Origin of the sequence: Solimonas sp. SE-A11 (genome assembly GCF_030345715.1) — a bacterium.
GTDB lineage: Bacteria > Pseudomonadota > Gammaproteobacteria > Nevskiales > Nevskiaceae > Solimonas_A.
In genome coordinates, this window is record NZ_JAUASX010000003.1 from 209,818 (window position 1) to 227,704 (window position 17,887).

Annotated in this window: 13 protein-coding genes; 12 read left to right on the top strand and 1 reads right to left on the bottom strand. The window is 62.5% G+C overall.

All coding sequences use genetic code 11. The features are described from left to right. Nucleotides 1-46: 46 nt before the first annotated feature. The gene (locus QT386_RS05915; RefSeq protein ID WP_289272821.1) at nucleotides 47-1,789 is read right to left on the bottom strand and encodes an acyl-CoA dehydrogenase family protein; all 1,743 of its coding nucleotides are present in this window, start codon (nucleotides 1,787-1,789) and stop codon (nucleotides 47-49) included. 144 nt (nucleotides 1,790-1,933) lie between these two features. On the opposite strand from QT386_RS05915, the gene QT386_RS05920 reads away from it, so the two are divergent. The 12 genes from QT386_RS05920 to QT386_RS05975 all read left to right on the top strand — a co-directional run bounded on the left by QT386_RS05920 (nucleotide 1,934) and on the right by QT386_RS05975 (nucleotide 17,773). Beyond that, nucleotides 1,934-2,941 carry an NAD-dependent epimerase gene (locus tag QT386_RS05920; protein WP_289272822.1) on the top strand — a complete coding sequence of 336 codons (1,008 nt, stop codon included), beginning with the start codon at nucleotides 1,934-1,936 and terminating at the stop codon, nucleotides 2,939-2,941. Nucleotides 2,942-3,074: 133 nt separating this feature from the next. Further along, nucleotides 3,075-3,341: a preprotein translocase subunit YajC gene (gene yajC / locus QT386_RS05925; protein ID WP_367401398.1), complete on the top strand. Its 267-nt coding sequence runs from the start codon at nucleotides 3,075-3,077 to the stop codon at nucleotides 3,339-3,341. Nucleotides 3,342-3,454: 113 nt separating this feature from the next. Then, nucleotides 3,455-5,308 (top strand): protein translocase subunit SecD, encoded by a 1,854-nt coding sequence (gene secD, locus QT386_RS05930; RefSeq protein WP_289272824.1) that lies wholly within the window; start codon nucleotides 3,455-3,457, stop codon nucleotides 5,306-5,308. A 23-nt stretch (nucleotides 5,309-5,331) separates the two neighbouring features. Beyond that, the gene (secF, locus tag QT386_RS05935; protein ID WP_289272825.1) at nucleotides 5,332-6,261 is read left to right on the top strand and encodes a protein translocase subunit SecF; all 930 of its coding nucleotides are present in this window, start codon (nucleotides 5,332-5,334) and stop codon (nucleotides 6,259-6,261) included. Between the two features lie 274 nt (nucleotides 6,262-6,535). Beyond that, a complete protein-coding gene (locus QT386_RS05940) occupies nucleotides 6,536-8,599 on the top strand; it encodes a nucleoside-diphosphate sugar epimerase/dehydratase (protein WP_289272826.1) in 2,064 nt (687 codons plus the stop codon). Between the two features lie 228 nt (nucleotides 8,600-8,827). Beyond that, nucleotides 8,828-9,991: a hypothetical protein gene (locus tag QT386_RS05945; protein WP_289272827.1), complete on the top strand. Its 1,164-nt coding sequence runs from the start codon at nucleotides 8,828-8,830 to the stop codon at nucleotides 9,989-9,991. A 21-nt stretch (nucleotides 9,992-10,012) separates the two neighbouring features. After that, nucleotides 10,013-12,277 carry a polysaccharide biosynthesis tyrosine autokinase gene (locus tag QT386_RS05950; protein ID WP_289272912.1) on the top strand — a complete coding sequence of 755 codons (2,265 nt, stop codon included), beginning with the start codon at nucleotides 10,013-10,015 and terminating at the stop codon, nucleotides 12,275-12,277. Nucleotides 12,278-12,294: 17 nt separating this feature from the next. Beyond that, nucleotides 12,295-13,434, top strand: a complete 1,140-nt coding sequence (locus tag QT386_RS05955; protein ID WP_289272828.1) for a glycosyltransferase — start codon at nucleotides 12,295-12,297, stop codon at nucleotides 13,432-13,434. Beyond that, nucleotides 13,431-14,510, top strand: coding sequence for a glycosyltransferase family 2 protein (locus QT386_RS05960; RefSeq protein ID WP_289272829.1), 1,080 nt, complete (start codon nucleotides 13,431-13,433; stop codon nucleotides 14,508-14,510). Before QT386_RS05955 ends, QT386_RS05960 begins: the two co-directional genes overlap by 4 nt. A gap of 101 nt (nucleotides 14,511-14,611) precedes the next feature. Then, complete coding sequence (locus tag QT386_RS05965; protein ID WP_289272830.1) at nucleotides 14,612-15,667, top strand: hypothetical protein; 1,056 nt, start codon at nucleotides 14,612-14,614, stop codon at nucleotides 15,665-15,667. Nucleotides 15,668-15,690: 23 nt separating this feature from the next. Continuing rightward, entirely contained in the window at nucleotides 15,691-16,602 is a 912-nt protein-coding gene (locus QT386_RS05970; protein ID WP_289272831.1) for a phosphotransferase, read from the top strand. Between the two features lie 76 nt (nucleotides 16,603-16,678). Beyond that, nucleotides 16,679-17,773 (top strand): acyltransferase, encoded by a 1,095-nt coding sequence (locus tag QT386_RS05975; protein WP_289272832.1) that lies wholly within the window; start codon nucleotides 16,679-16,681, stop codon nucleotides 17,771-17,773. Nucleotides 17,774-17,887: the final 114 nt, after the last annotated feature.

A 17,887-nucleotide genomic window follows, 5' to 3' on the forward strand; every position in this document is an offset into this window, starting at 1 on the left:
ATCCCCTGTTCCTGTGAATGGAGCGCAGCCTAGGCCGCGCTTGGGTTCACTGCAAGCCGGCGACGTCGAACGCCATCAGCGGCGCCGCGCTCTGGCGCACATTGGCCAGCAGCGCCGGCACCTGCGACAGCATGCGGCCGGCGAAGAACTGCGCGGTGGCGCGCTTGGTGTCGGCGAACAGCTTGTCGCCGGTGGCGTCCGCGGCGCGGGTCATGCGCAGCCAGTTCCAGCCCAGGTAGGCCAGCGAGAAGGCACGCAGGAAGTCCACGCAGCCGAAGGCACCATCGTCCGGGCTGGTCTTGTAGGACTGCTGGATCCAGGCGGTGGTGCTCTCCAGTTCGTCGATGGCGGTGGCGAGCGGGCCGGCGATGAAGTCCGGGGCGCCAGCCAGGTCCTTGCGCACGGCTTCGAAGAAGCGCTTGGGCAGGCGGCCGCCGTTGAGCATCAACTTGCGGCGCACCAGGTCCATCGCCTGGATGCCGTTGGTGCCTTCGTACAGGCACAGGATCTTGGAGTCGCGCACGATCTGCTCGATGCCGTGCTCCTTGATGAAGCCGTGGCCGCCGTAGACCTGGATCGCCATGGAGCCCAGCTCCACGGCGCTGTCGGTGCAGTAGGCCTTGACCAGCGGGGTGGCCAGCTCGACCCAATCCTGGGCCTCTTCGCGGGCGGCCGGGTCGGTGGCGTGGTGGCTGGCGTCCACGTGCAGGGCGGTCTCGTAGGCCAGCACGCGGGCGCCTTCGGTCACGGCCTTCATCTGCAGCAGCATGCGGCGCACGTCGGGGTGGTGGGCGATCACGTCGCCGCCGTTGAAGGCCTTGCCCTGCTTGCGGTCCAGCGCGTAGGCGATGGCGTTCTGGGTGGCCAGCTCGCACTGGCCCAGGCCCTGGTAGCCCACCATGATGCGCGCCAGGTTCATCATCACGAACATGTTCTGGATGCCGGTGTTCGGCGCGCCGATCATCCAGCCCTTGGCGTTCTCGAAGCTCATGGTGCAGGTGCAGGAGCCGTTGATGCCCATCTTGTGCTCGATGGACACGGCCTTGACCGGGTTGCGCTCACCCAGCGAGCCGTCGGCATTGACCAGGAACTTGGGCACCACGAAGGTCGACAGGCCCTTGATGCCCGGGGGCGAGTCCGGCAGGCGGGCGAGAGTGAAGTGGATGATGTTGTCCACCATCCCGTGCTCGCCGGAGGTGATGAAGATCTTGCTGCCTTCCAAAAGGTACGAGCCGTCGGCCTGCGGGGTGGCCTTGGTCTTGACCGCCGCCAGGTCGGAGCCGGCCTGCGGCTCGGTCATGCACATGGTGCCGGACCACTCGCCGGTGGCGAGCTTGGGCAGGTAGGTCTGCTTCTGCTCGTCGGTGCCGTTGGCGGCAATCGCCTCGAAGCAGCCCTGGGTCAGGCCCGGGTAGAGCGCGAAGGCCACGTTGGCTGAGCACAGCATCTCCTCGATCACCTTGCCCAGCGTGTAGGGCAGGCCGGCGCCGCCGTATTCCTGGCTCTGCATGATGCCGATCCAGCCGGCCTCGGAATAGGACTTCCAGAACTCCTTGAAGCCGTCCGGCACCTTCACTTCGTGGTTGGCGTAGACGCAGCCCTGCTGGTCCGACTTGGCGTTCAGCGGCGCCAGCTCGTTCTGGATCAGCTTGGCCGCTTCCTCGATCAGCCCCCCCAGGGTCTCCGGGGTCGCGTCTTCCAGGCCCGGCAGCTGCGACAGCCGCTCGGCCTTCAGGACATTGTTGAGGACAAAGTTGATTTCGCGCAGGGGGGCCTTATAGGTAGCCATGGCAAGGTCCGGGGCAGGGTGGGGGAAATTTCAGGGCGGAAAGGCTAGCACAGCCGAAAGGGCCAGCCATTGCAAAAGTTGCCATCAGAGCTTGCTAGAATTTGCGATTACCTCTGCGTTTGCTTCGACAACAGGTCCATAACAATGAAAGTGCTGGTCACCGGCGCCGCCGGCTTCGTGGGTTTCCATTGCATCCAGCAGTTGCTGGAGCGGGGCGACGAGGTCCTGGGCTACGACAACCTCAACGACTACTACGACCCTGAGCTTAAAAAGGGGCGCCTGCAACAGCTCGAAGGGCGCCTGGGTTTCCGCTTCGTGCAGGCCGACCTGGCCGACATGGAGGCCATGCGCAAGGTCTTCGCCGACTGGCGGCCGGAGGTGGTGCTGAACCTGGCGGCCCAGGCCGGCGTCCGCTACTCGCTGCAGAATCCGCGGGCCTACGTCGATAGCAACCTGATCGGCTTCGTCAACCTCCTGGAGTGCTGCCGGCACTACCCGGTGAAGCACCTGGTCTATGCCTCGTCCAGTTCCGTCTACGGCGCCAACACCAAGGTGCCGTTTTCGGTGTCGGATACGGTGGACCACCCGGTGAGCCTCTACGCCGCCACCAAGAAGTCCAACGAGGCGCTGGCGCATTCCTACAGCCACCTGTTCGGCATCCCCATGACGGGGCTGCGCTTTTTCACCGTCTACGGTCCCTGGGGCCGGCCGGACATGGCCTATTTCTCGTTCACCAAGGCCCTGTTCGAGGGCAAGCCGATCGACGTCTTCAACCATGGCGACATGGAGCGGGATTTCACCTACATCGACGACATCGTCACCGGCGTGATCCGCACCATGGACCACGTGCCGTCCGGCGACTCCTCCTGGACCGGCAATCCTCCGGTCCTGGGGCACAGCACGGCGCCCTACCGCCTCTACAACATCGGCAACCACTCACCGGTGAAGCTGATGCACTTCATCGAGGTTCTGGAAACCCTGACCGGGCGCGAGGCGAAAAAGAACTTCAAGCCCATGGCGCCGGGCGACGTCTATCGAACTTATGCGGACGTGGACGATCTGAAGCGCGATGTGGGGTTCGAGCCCTCGACGCCGATCGAGGTGGGGTTGGCCCGGTTCGTGGCCTGGTACCGCGAGTACTACCGGGTCTGATCCCGGGGCGGTCGTGGCATAATCCGCCGCTCGATTTTCAAGAATCATTCTAATTCCGGAGCTTTACGTGTTGGATTTCTTCGTTTCGCCGGCGTACGCCCAGGCCGCCGCCCAGCCCCAGCCCAGCCTGGTGATGCAGTTCGCGCCGCTGATGATCCTGGTCGTGGTGTTCTACTTCCTGCTGATCCGTCCGCAGATGAAGCGCACCAAGGAACACCGCCAGATGCTGGACAAGGTCGCCAAGGGTGACGAGGTGGTGGCCAGCGGCGGTCTCGCCGGGCGCGTCACCGGCATCGGCGAGGCCTACCTCACGGTGGAGATCGCCGACGGCGTCAACGTCAAGATCCAGAAGCAGGCCATCACCAGCGTGCTGCCCAAGGGCACCCTGAAGAACCTGTAATCCATTGATTCCCCTCTGATTTCTGGAGGGGCTGAAGGCCTGCGGGGCGGATGCCCCGCAGGCCGTCCCCTGCATTCAAGCAGGGGCCCCATATCCCTGGCGAGATCCGCCTCATGAAGCCCTACGCAAGCTGGAAGTACGTCGTCCTGGTCCTGGCACTGGTATTCGGCGTGCTGTACTCGGCGCCCAATATCTACGGCGACGACCCCTCGGTGCAGATCACGATGGAATCCGGCGACCCGCTGCCGGCGGACTTCGCCGACATCGTCGCCCGGGCCCTGGAGTCCCAGAAGCTGGTGCCGATCTCCAGCGGGGTGGAGGACAGCCACTGGGTCGTCCGCCTGGCGAATACCGACGCCCAGCTGCAGGCCTCCGAGCAGCTCAAGCGCGAACTGGGCCGGGGCTACATCGTCGCCCTGAACTCGGCCTCCAAGACGCCGGCCTGGCTGCGCGCCATCGGCGCCAAGCCGATGAACCTGGGCCTGGACCTGCGCGGCGGCGTGCACTTCCTGCTGGAAGTGGACATCGACGAGGTCAACAAGAAGGCCGTCCAGCGCATCATCACGGACGTGCCGGCCTTCCTGCGCAAGGAAAACGTGCGCTACACCGGCCGCCGTGAGGCCAACGGCGCCGCGGTGCTGGAGTTCGCCGACGCCGCGACGCTGGAAGAGGCGCGCAAGCTGGTCGCGCGCAACTTCCCCGAATACAGCCTGGCGGTGCCGGCCAACAATCCCAACCAGCTGCAGATCTCGCTGTCGCAGCAGGAAGCCAAGCGCATCGTCGACTTCGCGGTGCAGCAAAACCTGACCACCCTGCGCAGCCGCGTCAACCAGCTCGGCGTGGCCGAGCCGCTGGTGCAGCGCCAGGGCGTCAACCGCATCGTGGTCCAGTTGCCGGGCGTGCAGGACACCACCCGCGTCAAGGAACTGCTGGGCGCCACCGCCACGCTGGAATACCGTGCGGTGGATGAGTCCGACGCCTACTCCGCGGCGGCCAGCGGCATCACTCCGGCCGGCACCGAGCTGTTCTACACCCGCGAGGATCGCCGCCCCGTGCTGCTCAAGCGCGAGATCATCGCTGGTGGTGACAACCTGGTCGATGCCTCCGCCACGGTGGACGAGCAGGGCGGCCCCGCCGTCAGCGTCGTGCTGGACGGCCCCGCCGCCAAGCGCATGTACGCCTTCACCGAGAAGAACGTCGGCAAGCCGATGGCGGTGCTGTTCAAGGAGCGCGAGGTCGTCACCAACTACAACGCCCAGGGCGTGGCGATGCGCGAGCACCGCGACGTCGAGGAGATCATCTCCATCGCCAGCATCCGCGGCGTGTTCGGCAAGCGCTTCCAGACCACCGGCCTGTCCAGCAAGGAGGCCCACGACCTGGCCCTGCTGCTGAAGGCCGGCGCCCTGGCGGCCCCGGTCGAGATCGTGGAAGAGCGCACCGTCGGTCCCAGCCTGGGGGCCGACAACATCCGCCGCGGCATCGCCGCCGCCGTGCTGGGCATGGCGCTTGTGGGGCTCTTCATGGTTGTCTATTACCGGGTATTCGGCTTGTTTGCCGTGGCGGCCGTGCTGCTCAACACCGTCCTGGTAGCCGCCATCCTGTCGCTGCTGCAGGCCACGCTGACCATGCCCGGCATCGCCGGCATCGTGCTGCACCTCGGTATCGCCATCGACGCCAACGTTCTGATCTACGAGAGAATTCGAGAAGAACTCCGCAATGGCATGAAACCCCATGCGGCGATCGAGGCGGGTTACGACCGAGCCTTCCTGACCATTGCGGATGCCAACATCACGGTGTTGATCGCCACCATGACGCTGTTCGCCCTGGGCGCGGGCCCCATCAAGGGCTTTGCCATCACTCTGGCCATCGGCATCGTCTGTTCGCAGTTCACCGCCATCGTCGGGTCGCGTGCACTGGCCCAGCTGTTCTTCGCCAAGCGTCCCCTCAAGGACGTGCCGGTCTGGTGATCGGGCACTGAAAGGTTACAGTCATGAAAATCTTCGCCAATGTTCCCAACATCAACTTCATGGCCCAGCGCAAGACCGGGCTATGGGCGTCGGGCGTGCTCACCCTGGTGGCGATCGCCCTGATCGCCTTCCACGGACTCAATTTCGGTATCGACTTCACCGGCGGCGTGCTGGTGGAAGTCAGCTACCCGCAGCAGGTCGAGCTGGAAGAGGTCCGCTCCGAACTGGGGGAGGCCGGCTACCACAATGCCATGGTGCAGCACTTCGGCAGCAACTCCTCCCTGCTGATCCGCCTGCCCCCGGCCAGGGACGCCAGCACCGCCGAGGTCAGCAGCCGGGTGCTGGAAGCCTTGCACGCGCAAGAGAAGGGCATCGAACTGCGGCGCATCGAGTTCGTCGGCCCGCAGGTGGGCGAGGAACTGTTCAACGACGGCGGCCTGGCCCTGCTGGTGGCCTTCATCGGCATCGCCGTCTACATCATGTTCCGCTTCGAGTGGAAATTCTCGGTCGGCGCCGTCGCCGCCGTGATCCACGACGTCATCATGGTGCTGGGTTTTCTGGCCCTGTTCGACATCGAGTTCGACATCACCACACTGGCCGCCATCCTGGCGCTGATGGGCTACTCAAACAACGAAACCATCGTCATCTTCGACCGCGTACGCGAAAACCTGCGTGACGAGCGCCGCATGGAAGTCCTTGATGTCGTTAATCTTTCTGTTAACCAGACGCTGCTTCGCTCGATCATCACCCACGTTTCGACTTCGCTGGTGCTGATCGCCCTGCTGGCCCTGGGCGGTGCCACGGTACACAGCTTCTCGTCGGCCCTGCTGGTTGGCGTGATCGTTGCTACCTACTCCTCGATCTACATTTCGACCAACCTGGCCGTGGCCCTGGGTGTTTCCCGCGAAGACCTGCTGCCGCCCCAGGACAAGGAATTGGACGAAATGCCGTGACCCCCGATTGAGGTGGGAGCAGGGCCCCGGTAATTGGCGTAGGCTACGATCGTGAAAATGCTGCTGCGGTGCAGCAATCATCAGGAATTTGAGCTAAGATTCACCTGTGAAGGGTGGCTTGCGCCATCCTTGATCGATGATTTGAGGCTCTGCAGTAGATAATTCCCGTTTGAGGGTGCTGTATTTTCAATAATGTCGGGTGCTATGTGACCTTGCGCGCAGTCAGGCTGCTGGTTCGGAAGGACAATACGCTCGATATGAAAAGGGCAATCCAATGCCGCTGAGCAGAGAAGTTGGGGCGCGTCTTGCAACGACGCTGATCGGGCTATCCTCGCCTCACAAGCGACTGATTGCACTTTCGGCCGATGTGCTGATGGTGCTGGCTTCCAGCTATGTCCTGTGCGCGCTATTCCTGCGCCAACCCATTCCCCCGCAGGAAGTCTTCCTCAGCTTTATCCTGCCTGCTCCCCTCTTTGTCCTCCCAGCGCTCCACGTGGTCGGCGTCTACGACGCCATGATCCGCTTCTGGAGCGGTAACCAAGTCTTCCGCGTGCTGGCGGGAACCCTGCTGGGCATGGCTTCGCTCGGCTGCATCCTGTTGCTTGCCTCTTCTTTGAATTCCTATTGGAACATGCTGGTGCTACAGGGGATCGTGGTTTTCATGTCCCTGTCCTGGCTTCGTTTCGTCGCCAGCTCATTGCTGCGCCCGGTCACTCATGGCGTCAAGTCGGAGCGAGTGCTGATCTATGGTGCTGGCCGCGCCGGCAGCCAGCTGGCCAGCGCCCTGATGGCCTCCGGCGAATACTGGCCAGTTGCTTTCGCAGACGACCGCAGGGATCTCACCGGACGCCTGGCCGGTGGTCTGCGAGTCTACGCCCCGGACAATCTGGCCGGCTTGCGTGATCGCCTGAAGTTCACGCGCGTGCTGCTGGCTATGCCCTCCGCCTCGGCGTCTCGCCGCGCCGCGATCGTTCGCAGCCTCGAGCCGCTGGCCCTCAAGGTCATGGTGATGCCTGGCCTGGATGAACTCGCCTGTGGCCGCAAGCAGGTTGGAGAGTTGCGCGATGTGCAGGTTGAAGACCTGCTAGGGCGAGAGCCGGTGTGCCCGGATACGCGCCTGATGGAGGCCTTCATCAAGGACAAGAGCGTCCTGATCACCGGTGCCGGCGGCTCCATCGGCTCCGAGCTGTGCCGGCAGGTCCTGATGCGGGGAGCCAGCCGCCTGGTGCTATTCGAAGTATCCGAACTGGCCCTCTACCAGATCGAACGTGAACTGCAGGGCATGGCCTCCGGCCTGGGGTGCAGCACGGAAATCATCGCCGTGCTCGGAAACGTGCTCGACAAGGCCTGCGTCGAGCGTGCAATGCTGCGCCACACCGTTCAGACGGTATATCACGCCGCCGCCTACAAGCATGTTCCGCTGGTCGAGCAGAATGTGCTGGCCGGCGCGCTCAACAACATCATGGGTGCCCAGATCGTGGTGGATGTTGCGGTCCGGTCACGGGTCGAGAACTTCGTGCTGGTCTCCTCGGACAAGGCGGTCCGCCCCACCAGCGTCATGGGGGCCACCAAGCGCATGCAGGAGCTGATTGTCCAGGCCACGGCTCGTTCCAACGCCGGTGCGGGCATGAACCTGTCGATGGTCCGGTTCGGCAACGTCCTGGCTTCTTCCGGGTCGGTGGTGCCGCTGTTCCGCGAGCAGATCAAGCGAGGGGGGCCGGTAACCGTCACCCATCCTGACGTGACCCGCTATTTCATGACCATTCCCGAGGCGGCCCAGCTGGTCATCCAGGCGGGCGCCATGGGTAGCCGGGGAGACATCTTCGTCCTGGACATGGGCGAGCCGGTCCGGATTTCCGACCTTGCGCGCAAGATGATTCATCTGTCCGGCTTCCATCCCAGGGAGGCCAATGGCGAGGGCGATATCGAGATCGTCTACAGTGGATTGCGCCCGGGTGAGAAGCTCTATGAAGAGCTGCTCATTGATGCCAGCGCACAGCCCACCCCGCACCCCCGTATCCAGCGCGCTCAGGAGCCCTGCCTGCGTATGGAGGAGTTGACCCCCAAGATCGGGCAGATGCGCCAGGCCATCGAGCAGGAGCGCCCCGAGATAGTTATTGAGCTTCTGCGCGAGCTGGTGTCCGGCTACGGTGCCGCTGTCAGCGTCAAGACCCCTGTCGTGACCCTCCCAATGGTCGAGGTGGGCGAGACCATCGTCGAAACGGCTGATCGTGGTGAATCCCTGGCTCCCCCCCGCCGGCTCCCGGGGCGTGCCGCAGCCGCGGGCTTCAGGCCGGCATCGAACCAGGACTTCATTCCTTCGTCGACGACAGCTTGACACGCTGGTCGCTCCGAGGCCGATAAAGTTAAAATGATCGGCTAGGAGACCCTTCCGTTGCCGCTGTTTTGGGCTAGCGTCAGGCATCGTGCCGGGGCCGCGGGCACCCTCCGGCAGTCACTGCGGTTCTGTGACATCCAAGCCTATTTGCCTCTTAAATCGTTCCCCAATGACAGCTGATTCTTCAAGCGGCGAGTCGTACGGCTCACATTCAGGACGCACGAGAACATGAACGCGTCGCTTATCCTGTGGGGCCTGCACCTTGCACTGTTACCGCTGTATGTCTTCAAGAGTGGCGGCATGCAGCCATCTCATCTGATTTTTCTCGCCGCCCTGGGGGCCTTGGCCCTCGAGGGGCGCGTGCAGACGGTAGCCTTGACGGACCCGAACTCCTCTCGGTATTCGCTGATGCGCAACACGGGACATTTGTTCGGCATGCTGTTCGGAGTGTTCGTGCTTTACGGCTGGGTGGTCAATTCGGTCTGGACGGTGCTGCTTTCCAGCATCAAGCCGATGATGTTCAGCGTGTTCCAGATCTACAACCTCATGCTGGTCTACTTTGTCGTTTCGGTGGCGCCTGGAAATTGGGAGCGGTTCTGCCAAGCGACCCGGACAGGATTCGCAGTTGCCTTGCTGCTGACGGTGTTGGTCATTCTGTTCCGTGGTCAAGCCGACGCGGCGCGAGAGGAGGGACTGTTCAACAATCCCAACCAGCTGGCGTTCTTCAGCCTCTCCGCATGCGTGGTTTTCTTTGTCATGGAGCGCCTGTCGGTGGGGTCGGCCATGTGGAATCGCATTGCCATCGCCGCGGCCGCCTTCGCTTGTCTGGCCAGCCTGTCGCGCGCCGGACTCGTGGGCTGCGGTCTGGTGCTGTTGGCCAGCTTGTTTTCCGGACGAGGGGGCTCCTCTCGCATGTTTATGGGATTGGCGATCGCAGGCACCATGGTTCTGGTGATCGGATCCATGCAGGTTATTGACCGCCTGGAAACTCGAAACGAAAGACTAAGGGTCCAGCAGATCAGCACCGTCGAGGGCCGCGGCTACGATCGCCTGGTGAACCACCCCGAGTACGCGGTGCTGGGGGCCGGAGAAGGCGAGGTCCGACGCTTCGATGGATTGTTGTCATCGATCGGCGCTGAGATGCATTCCACCTTTGGCACCGTTCTGTTTAGCTATGGTGTCATCGGGTTACTTCTCTACGGCAGCGCCTGGCTGCTGGTGGTGTTCGCAGGCCCAGGCTTGGCGTTCAAGGTTTGCGCGATGACCCCTTTACTTTACGGCGTCACGCATAACGGCTTGCGCTTCTCCGCTGCGATGGTGGCGATGCTGATGTTGTTGCTGGGGGGGCTGGCCATGCGCCAATCCCACCGCTCCGGTTATTTACAAGGCTGAAGGATGAACAGACCCGTGGAAATGCAGGAAAGCTTGGCGCGAACGGAGAATGCTGGAGCCTCAGCAGAGGGAACTCTGGGGCCTCGCGAGCTGATCAGCATGGTGTTCGGCAACTGGCCGATGCTGTTGCTGTTTGTCGTCATTGGGTTGTTGGCTGCTGCTGCTGCCCTCTATGTTGCTCGGCCCATGTACTCGACCGAGTCGGTGGTGCTGTTCGAAGCGAAGTCCAACTCGCTGGAGCTGGCGTATGGTGAAGCCGGCAACGGCTTCTTCAACTCCACGCAGACCCTGGCTGAAATTGAGATCATCCGCTCGCAGGTGGTGCTGGCACGTGTGATCCGCGATCTGAGCCTGGATATCGCCGTAACCCCGCGCTATTTCCCGGTGATTGGCGAAGCCGTAGCGCGTCGCAACGGGATAATCGGCCAGTTCGCCGTGCGCGTTCCGGGGCTGCGTCGCTATGTCTGGCATTCCACCAAGGTAAAAGTAGCCAGCCTGCACGTCCCGCCCGCTTACGAAGGTCGATTGTTCACGGTCCAGGCGATGGAGCCTGGCACCTTCAATCTGTTTCTGGACGACACACTCCTGGCCTCTGGCGCCAAGGTAGGAGCGCCTCTGTCTGTGAAGCTGGCTGGTGATTCCGACAGTGCGCAGATTGTAGTGACCCAACTGGACGCGCCACGAGGTTCCCAGTTCAGTGTGGTCCGTCAGAAGCCGTCCACTGCGGTTCGCGGGCTGCGCAGCATGCTGGAGGTGGAAGAGGCAGTTCGTGGTAGCGGCGTAATACGGATCGGTGCAAAGTCGCCGAGTCGGGAGCGCTCCGCTCAATTGGCCAATGCCGTTGCAAATGCCTACTTGCGGCAAAACGTAGAACGCCGTTCTGCGGAGGCTGCCCAGACACTGGCTTTCCTCAAGTCGCAGCTTCCGGGCGTGCGCCAGAAAATGGAAGCCTCCGAGGGTGAGCTGAACGCCTATCGCCTGCGCAACTCCTCGGCGGATCTCGATCGCGAGACCGAGATGGTGCTGACTCAGTCTGCAGACGTCGAGCGCGCCCGCAATGAGGCCAAGCAGCGTCGCGAGGAGTTGTTGCTCTCGGTGACCGCGGCTCACCCTTCCATCAAGGCGCTGGATTTGCAGTTGGGCCAGCTAGCTGAGCAGTCCGGGCGTGTCCAGAAGAACATTGCGAAGCTGCCCGAGACCCAGCAGGAGCTGCTGCGCCTGCGCCGCGAGATGGAGGTCAACACCAGCCTCTACACCACGATGCTGAACAACATGCAGCAGCTGGAAGTCGCCGAGGCCGGCACCCTGGGCAATGTGCGTGTGATCGACGAGGCTGCGGTGCCTGGTGGCCCGTTCAGCCCGAAGCCGATGGTGATGTTGTCGGGAGGCCTGGTAGGTGGCCTTGCGCTCGGACTGCTGATCCTTCTCCTTCGTCGCTTGATGGATCATGCAGAGCACGATCCCAATGTGATCGAGCAGGTCGCGGGCGTGCCTGTGTATGCCACCATTCCCTATTCACGCGAGCAGGACCGCCTGGAGGTTTCCCGCAAGCGTGGCGTGGATGCCGTCGGCTCCAAGCTGCTGGTCACGGCCGAGCCCCGTGACCCTGCATCCGAATCAGTGCGTAGCCTGCGCACTACCTTGCATTTCAGCCTGTTCGAGGCGAAGCACAAGAGTGTCCTGTTCACCGGTCCCTCGCCAGGCATCGGAAAGTCCTTCGTCACGTCCAACCTCGCTGCGGTGCTGGCGCAGATGCCGATGAAGGTGATCCTGATCGACGCCGACTTGCGTCGCGGCACGATCCACGAGTACTACGGTCTGATGCGCAACAAGGGCGTGACCAACTATGTTCTCGGTGCCAGCCTTGAGGAGGTGGTGCAGGATGCCGGCGTGCCAGGTTTGAGTGTCATCAGTACGGGCGATGTTCCGCCGAATCCGTCGGAGCTGCTGATGTCGCCACGTTTCGCGCAACTGATCGCGGAGGCCGAGAACGCGGCGGACCTGGTGATCATCGATACCGGTCCTATCCTTGCCGTGACCGACGCCAGCATCATTGGCCGCATCGCGGGTGCGACGCTGCTGGTCATCAAGGCCGGCCAGCACACCCGCCGTGAAATCCAGGAGACGGTCAAGCGCCTGATCCAGGTCGGTGTGCCGGTACGCGGCCTGGTCATCAATCAGGTCGGTCATCGCAGTGGCAGCTACGGCTACTACGGCGGCTATTACGGCAAGTACGGCAAGTACGGGTACTACTACTCGTACAACTACGGCAACAAGAAGAAGTGACGCCTTCCGGCAAACGCATGAAGGCGCTCCTGTTCATCCCGCAGCTGGACCGCGGAGGCCCCGACCGGGTCTTCGCGGAGCTGGCCGCGCACCTTCCGGCTTTCGGTATCGGGACAGAGGTGCTGGTGCAGGAGCCGGGTGGGGACTACTGGGACCTGTTGCCGGCGGATGTGCCGAGAGTGGTCCTGCCCTCGGGCAACTCACCACGCGGGGCTTCCAAGGCCTACCCGGTCGGTGCATTCGCGGAGTACGTGCGCGCGACGAAGCCCGACGTCGTGCTGTGCACCTTGCGTAGCCTGATGACGGCGGCAGCGGCTTCGATGCTGGGCAAGATCAAGGTGCCGGTGGTGACGCGGCCGGCCAATCACCTGACGCGCAACAGCATGGAGCTGCTGCGCAAATCACCCGCCAAGCATGGGCTGTCCTGGCTCGCCGGAATCGCGAGCCTTCATGCTGGACGTCACCTGGTGTGCCAGAGCCAGGATCTCTACGATGATTTTCGTCGATACGGCGTGCCAGCTTCGCGCATGACGATCATCGGCAATCCCATCGAGCTGCCCCAGGTCGAGCGGATCGAGAAGCTCAAACAGCAGCGACAGCCAGGCGCTCCCTCGCTGGTGGCGGTAGGGCGCCTGATGCCCCAGAAGGGGTTCGATCTGCTGATCGAGTCCATTGCCCTGCTGCGCACGCGACTGCCCCAGGTTCATCTGGGGATCTTTGGCGAAGGCCCAGACCGCTCGATCCTGGAGACGCAGATTCGCCGCCTGAACCTCGAGCAGCATGTGCGCCTGAATGGCTTTGTCCGCGAGGTTGATCGGTCGGTGGCAGGTGCGGACTTCCTCGTCAGCTCTTCGCGCTACGAGGGCTTTCCCAATGTCGTGCTGGAGGCCTTGTCGCTGGGCACGCCCGTAATTGCCACTGCCTGCCCCGGGGGTACGCGGGAACTGGTTGTTCCGGGAGAGACCGGCTGGCTGTGTGCACCGAATTCGGCGAGCGCGTTGGCCGATGCGATCGAGGCAGCCGTCAAGGCCCCGATACTGCCCATGGACCAACTGCGCGGCTTCATTGAGAGGCATTACTCGACCGCGCATGTGGTGGGACAGTACGCTGGCGTTCTGCGGCGGGCAGCGGGAAAGGCTGAGGAGGCCACAAGGTGACCCACTTCAACATCTGCATTCCAAACTACAACTACGAACGCTACCTCCGCCTGACGCTGGACAGCGTTCTGACGCAGTCTCACGGCGATCTCCAGGTGCTGATCTCCGACAATGCCAGCACGGATGGCTCGGTCGCCATGGTTCGTGAGTACCAGGAGCGCGATTCGCGCGTGGCGATGAACATCAATCGCTGCAACGTCGGCTTCTTCGGGAATCTCGGCAAAGCGGCAGCCATGTCCGGCGAAGGCTGGATGAACATGCTGTCGTCGGATGACCTGATGCGGGCCGGATGCCTGGCCGCCATGAGTTCCCTGATCGAAGGGCTGGGTGATCAGGCAGCACGCACGGTGGTTTCGACCGCAGTGCACGAGATCGACGGGGAAGGGCAGCAGACGGGCTACCGGGGTTTCGACCGTTCCCTCTGGGCCGGGGCCCGGCGTGATGAGGCGCTCTCCGAGCGATTGGGGGCGGACGTCTGGATCATTTCCGCGGATCGCCTGCTTCGGAACTGCCTGCCGAGACTGCGCTGTCCCTTCATTTTCTGTGCGACGCTTTACTCGCGCGAACTGCACGACGCCGTAGAAGGCTACAGCCAGGGCGGCATCATCAACCCGGACAAGCGCTTTGCGTGGGCCTTGCTGGGGCAGGCAAGCCAGGCCATTTTCGTGGATGCGCCTTATTTCAGCTATCGCTTGCATGCGGCCAACCAGGAAGCCCAGCAGGCCCAGAGCGGTGCGCTCAAGCATCTGGTAGACGAGTACGTTTCGACCTTTGCGCTCGAAAAGGCAATCCTTGACAAGGCCGGCCTGACCCGTGACCAGATGGTGCGGGGATTCGTACGGGAAGACATTGCCCTTCGCGGCCTGAAGCAACTGTCCGAGAACAAGCGCAAGCTGGCCCTGAGAGGCCTTCGCCTTGGACAGGCGGCCTATCCGGACGAAATCCGCCGGGACAAGGCCATCTTCGCTCTGCGTGCCTTGCTGCTCCTGGGGCCGATCGGTGTCCTGCTGGCCAAGCTCGCGCGTGGCCCGGCCCAGCGTGCCTGGACACGGCGCCTGCAAGGCGCGGCTGCCTGAGCGCCCCGCACGAAACGCCCTGACTCACGACTCACCGACTGCAGCCATTCGAACTTCGCCAACGTCTCCGGCCCTGACCCGCTGATCCGCAACAACTCGCCATGAAGAAAAGCACACTCCTGATCCCCTGCGCGGGCCGCTCGACCCGTTATCCCGGTACCCGTCCCAAGTGGATGCTGACGGTTCCCGATGGACAGCTGATGATCGAGCGTGCGGCGCAGTCGCTTCCGCGCGAGTCGATCGAGCGCGTCGTGATCGGCACGCTGACCGAGTTCGAGGAGCTGTACGGAGTCCGCGACATCCTCAGCCGTACCTGCCTCGCCGATGCCGAGGTGGTGTTGCTCGACCAGATGACCAGCGGTCCCGCCGAAACCGTGCGCCTGATGATCGAAAAGGCCGGTGTCACGGGGCCAGTCGCGCTGAAGGACTCCGATAGCTTCTTCAGCCTGGAGGCGCCGCTCGAGGGTTCCTACAGTGCCGTGCTCGACCTGCGGAAGAATCCGCAAGTGACTTCCGTGGGGGCCAAGAGCTTCGCCGTGCTCAATGAGCAGGGGCTGGTCAGCGACATCGTCGAGAAGAGCGTCGTCTCCAACCTGATCTGCGTCGGCCTTTATGGTTTCTCCGATACGTCGGTGTTCACGCGGGTCTACGACGATCTCAGGCAGCGCTTCAATGGCGGGGAGTTCTTCATCTCCCACGTCATCTCGGCGGCCATCAATGCCGGTGAGGTCTTCCGCCCCGCGATGAGCGTGGGCTTCCAAGATGTCGGCACGCTCGACGACTGGCGCCGCTACACCCAGGACTATTCGACCTATGTCCTGGACCTGGACGGCGTGGTGTTCGTCAATCACAGCAAGTACTTCCGCCCCCTGTGGGAAGAAGACGACAAGCCGATCACCGAGAACGTCGAGACGCTGCGCAAGCTGCAGGCACGCGGCGCCCAGTTGATCTTCATGACGGCACGCCCTGAGAAGTACCGCGCCAAGACCGAAAAGTCGCTGCGCGACCTGGGCCTGAATCCCCACGGGCTGCTGATGGGCTGCCTACACGGGCGCCGATTCCTGGTGAACGACTACGCGCCCAGCAACCCGCATCCGTCGGCGGTGGCGATCAATCTTGAGCGCAACAGCAACAAGCTCTCCGGCCTGATTGGCTAAGTCCGAACCTGGAAGACTGACGCGTGGTCGCACATACCGCCCTCAAGGGCCACTCCGGCGCCAAGCTATCCATCGAGATTCATGATGGGCAGCAAGTCGTGCGTAAGGAGGCGGCCGATGCAGCGCGCAGTGATCGGTTGCGGGCGCAGGCAGCCAAGCAGGAGGCTGCCTTCCTGGCGGGCATCCCTTGTCCCAGGGTGCTGGCGCGCAGCGAGCGGGATGACTGCTTCCATTTCGACATGGAGTACCTGCCGTCGATCAGCATCGCCCAGACGCAGATCGACGCGGTGCCGATCGATCGTCCTGCCCTGCTGGACTTCATCGAGCAGAACCTGGAGCGGCTTGCAAGCGGAGCTCAGGGCACCATCCCCGTGGCCCAGTTCAAGGCCAAGATCGACCAGGTACGCCAGCGTTGCCGGGCTTCCAACCTGCTGGCTGATCTGGTTCCGGCGATCGACCGGATCATGGATGCCCTCGAAGGGTTTGACTGGTCGGGCATTCCAGCGTCATCCTGCCATGGCGATTTCACCCTGGAAAACATCCTGTACAACAAGGAGCGCGGTTTTTTCCTGATCGATTTCGACGAGGTGGATCTTTCCTCGTTCTATCTTGATGCAGCCAAGCTCTTCCAGGATCTCTGGGGACACTGGTGCTTGCGGGAGCTTTCACTGGGTGGCGCGGGCCAGGTGGCCCTGCTCAATGCCATGGTCAACATCGATGGCTTGCGTGCCAGCTTGCTCAAGCGTTTGGCTCGACGTTGGCCAGAGTTGCCGGCCAAGCTGTTGCCGATGGTGATCCTTCACCTGGTTCGTGTCCTGCCGTACTGCAGTCGCCAGGAACTCGCGGTTCTGGTGGTGATGCGCATCAACCAGATGCTCGTCGAGGCCGACATGCACGTTGACCCTGCCGAGCGATCGCTGAATGGGGTCGTTTGACATGATCGTGATCGTCCTCGGCAGTGCGCCAGCCTCTCACTGCGGCCAATGCTGAACCCGTCAAGCATGACTGGTAATGACAGTGCGCAAAATCAAGATGCCGAAAACTGATCTCCACAAGCCTGCCAACCTTACCGGACTGACGGCGTTGCGCTTCTTTGCGGCACTGTGGGTGGTGCTGTATCACTTCCTTAACCAGCTATCCTTCTCCGTAGAGCCCTACGGGTATGTGCTCCACAAGGGCTATCTGGCAGTGGATTTCTTTTTCATACTGTCTGGCTACATCATGGCTCACGTCTATGGTGAGTCTATCCGATGTGGCGCATTCGACTGGTGGGACTACCTGCGCAAACGTCTGGCCCGCGTCTACCCGATGCATGTCGTGACCGTTCTTGCACTGGTATGCCTTTGGGGCTTGTTCCAGTTGCTGGGAATGAAGAACTGGTCACCGGAAAAATACGATTTCAGCGCCCTTCCTGCTCATCTCCTGCTGATCCATTCCTGGGGCATCCTGGAAACGCATGCCTGGAACATCCCTTCATGGTCGATCAGCGCGGAGTTTGCCGCCTATCTGCTGTTTCCCGCCTTGTTCCTAGCTGCCACACGTTTCAGGGGGCTCTTCGGCTTGGCCCTGGCGTTGCTCCTGCTGATGGCATGCTGGGTGATCGCCCTGCGCATCAGCGGGTATGAACTGACCAAGTTTCAGCTGTTCGGAGTTCCGCGCATCCTGCCGGAATTCTTCCTGGGTATTGTCCTGCGCCACTTAAACTGGAAAGTCCCGGGCAGGCTGCTGATTCCACTGATCGTTGCCGTTCTTCTGTCCGCGCAGTTCTCGCCGTCCGACTTTCCGACGGTCCTGCTGCTTGCGGCCATTGTTTGCGTAGGAGCCCAGTTGAGCGCTCCGCCCTGGCTGGTCCTTCTGGGGGATGCTTCGTACAGCCTGTACATGGTCCACGCGATTGTGCAGACCGTGTATTTCAATGCGCTGCAGGTCGTTGGATTCAGGGCTGAAAATCCGTGGGTGTCGACCACCTTGATGCTCGGTGCAGTGGCGCTCTCCATCATAGTGTCCATCTGGGCCTACAAACATATCGAGATTCCTGCGCGTGACTGGCTCACACGCAGGCGTTCGAATCATGTGGCGACCCATTCGAGCGGCAGACGCCCATGAATAACCGTTTCGTTCCGGCATTCGGTGGGCGTGCGGTGGCCGTGATCAAGAAGCAACAGAAAAAGGCGACGAGAGCGCTGGGTTGCAGCGTAAGCCTGCAAATCCCAGGTAAGC

What these genes read in the sequence shown, in the direction of transcription:
- QT386_RS05915 (WP_289272821.1), bottom strand. Translation starts at nt 1,789, where the DNA reads ATGGCTACCTATAAGGCCCCCCTGCGCGAAATCAACTTTGTCCTCAAC.
- QT386_RS05920 (WP_289272822.1), top strand. Translation starts at nt 1,934, where the DNA reads ATGAAAGTGCTGGTCACCGGCGCCGCCGGCTTCGTGGGTTTCCATTGC.
- yajC (WP_367401398.1), top strand. Translation starts at nt 3,075, where the DNA reads ATGCAGTTCGCGCCGCTGATGATCCTGGTCGTGGTGTTCTACTTCCTG.
- secD (WP_289272824.1), top strand. Translation starts at nt 3,455, where the DNA reads ATGAAGCCCTACGCAAGCTGGAAGTACGTCGTCCTGGTCCTGGCACTG.
- secF (WP_289272825.1), top strand. Translation starts at nt 5,332, where the DNA reads ATGAAAATCTTCGCCAATGTTCCCAACATCAACTTCATGGCCCAGCGC.
- QT386_RS05940 (WP_289272826.1), top strand. Translation starts at nt 6,536, where the DNA reads ATGCCGCTGAGCAGAGAAGTTGGGGCGCGTCTTGCAACGACGCTGATC.
- QT386_RS05945 (WP_289272827.1), top strand. Translation starts at nt 8,828, where the DNA reads ATGAACGCGTCGCTTATCCTGTGGGGCCTGCACCTTGCACTGTTACCG.
- QT386_RS05950 (WP_289272912.1), top strand. Translation starts at nt 10,013, where the DNA reads ATGCAGGAAAGCTTGGCGCGAACGGAGAATGCTGGAGCCTCAGCAGAG.
- QT386_RS05955 (WP_289272828.1), top strand. Translation starts at nt 12,295, where the DNA reads ATGAAGGCGCTCCTGTTCATCCCGCAGCTGGACCGCGGAGGCCCCGAC.
- QT386_RS05965 (WP_289272830.1), top strand. Translation starts at nt 14,612, where the DNA reads ATGAAGAAAAGCACACTCCTGATCCCCTGCGCGGGCCGCTCGACCCGT.
- QT386_RS05975 (WP_289272832.1), top strand. Translation starts at nt 16,679, where the DNA reads ATGACAGTGCGCAAAATCAAGATGCCGAAAACTGATCTCCACAAGCCT.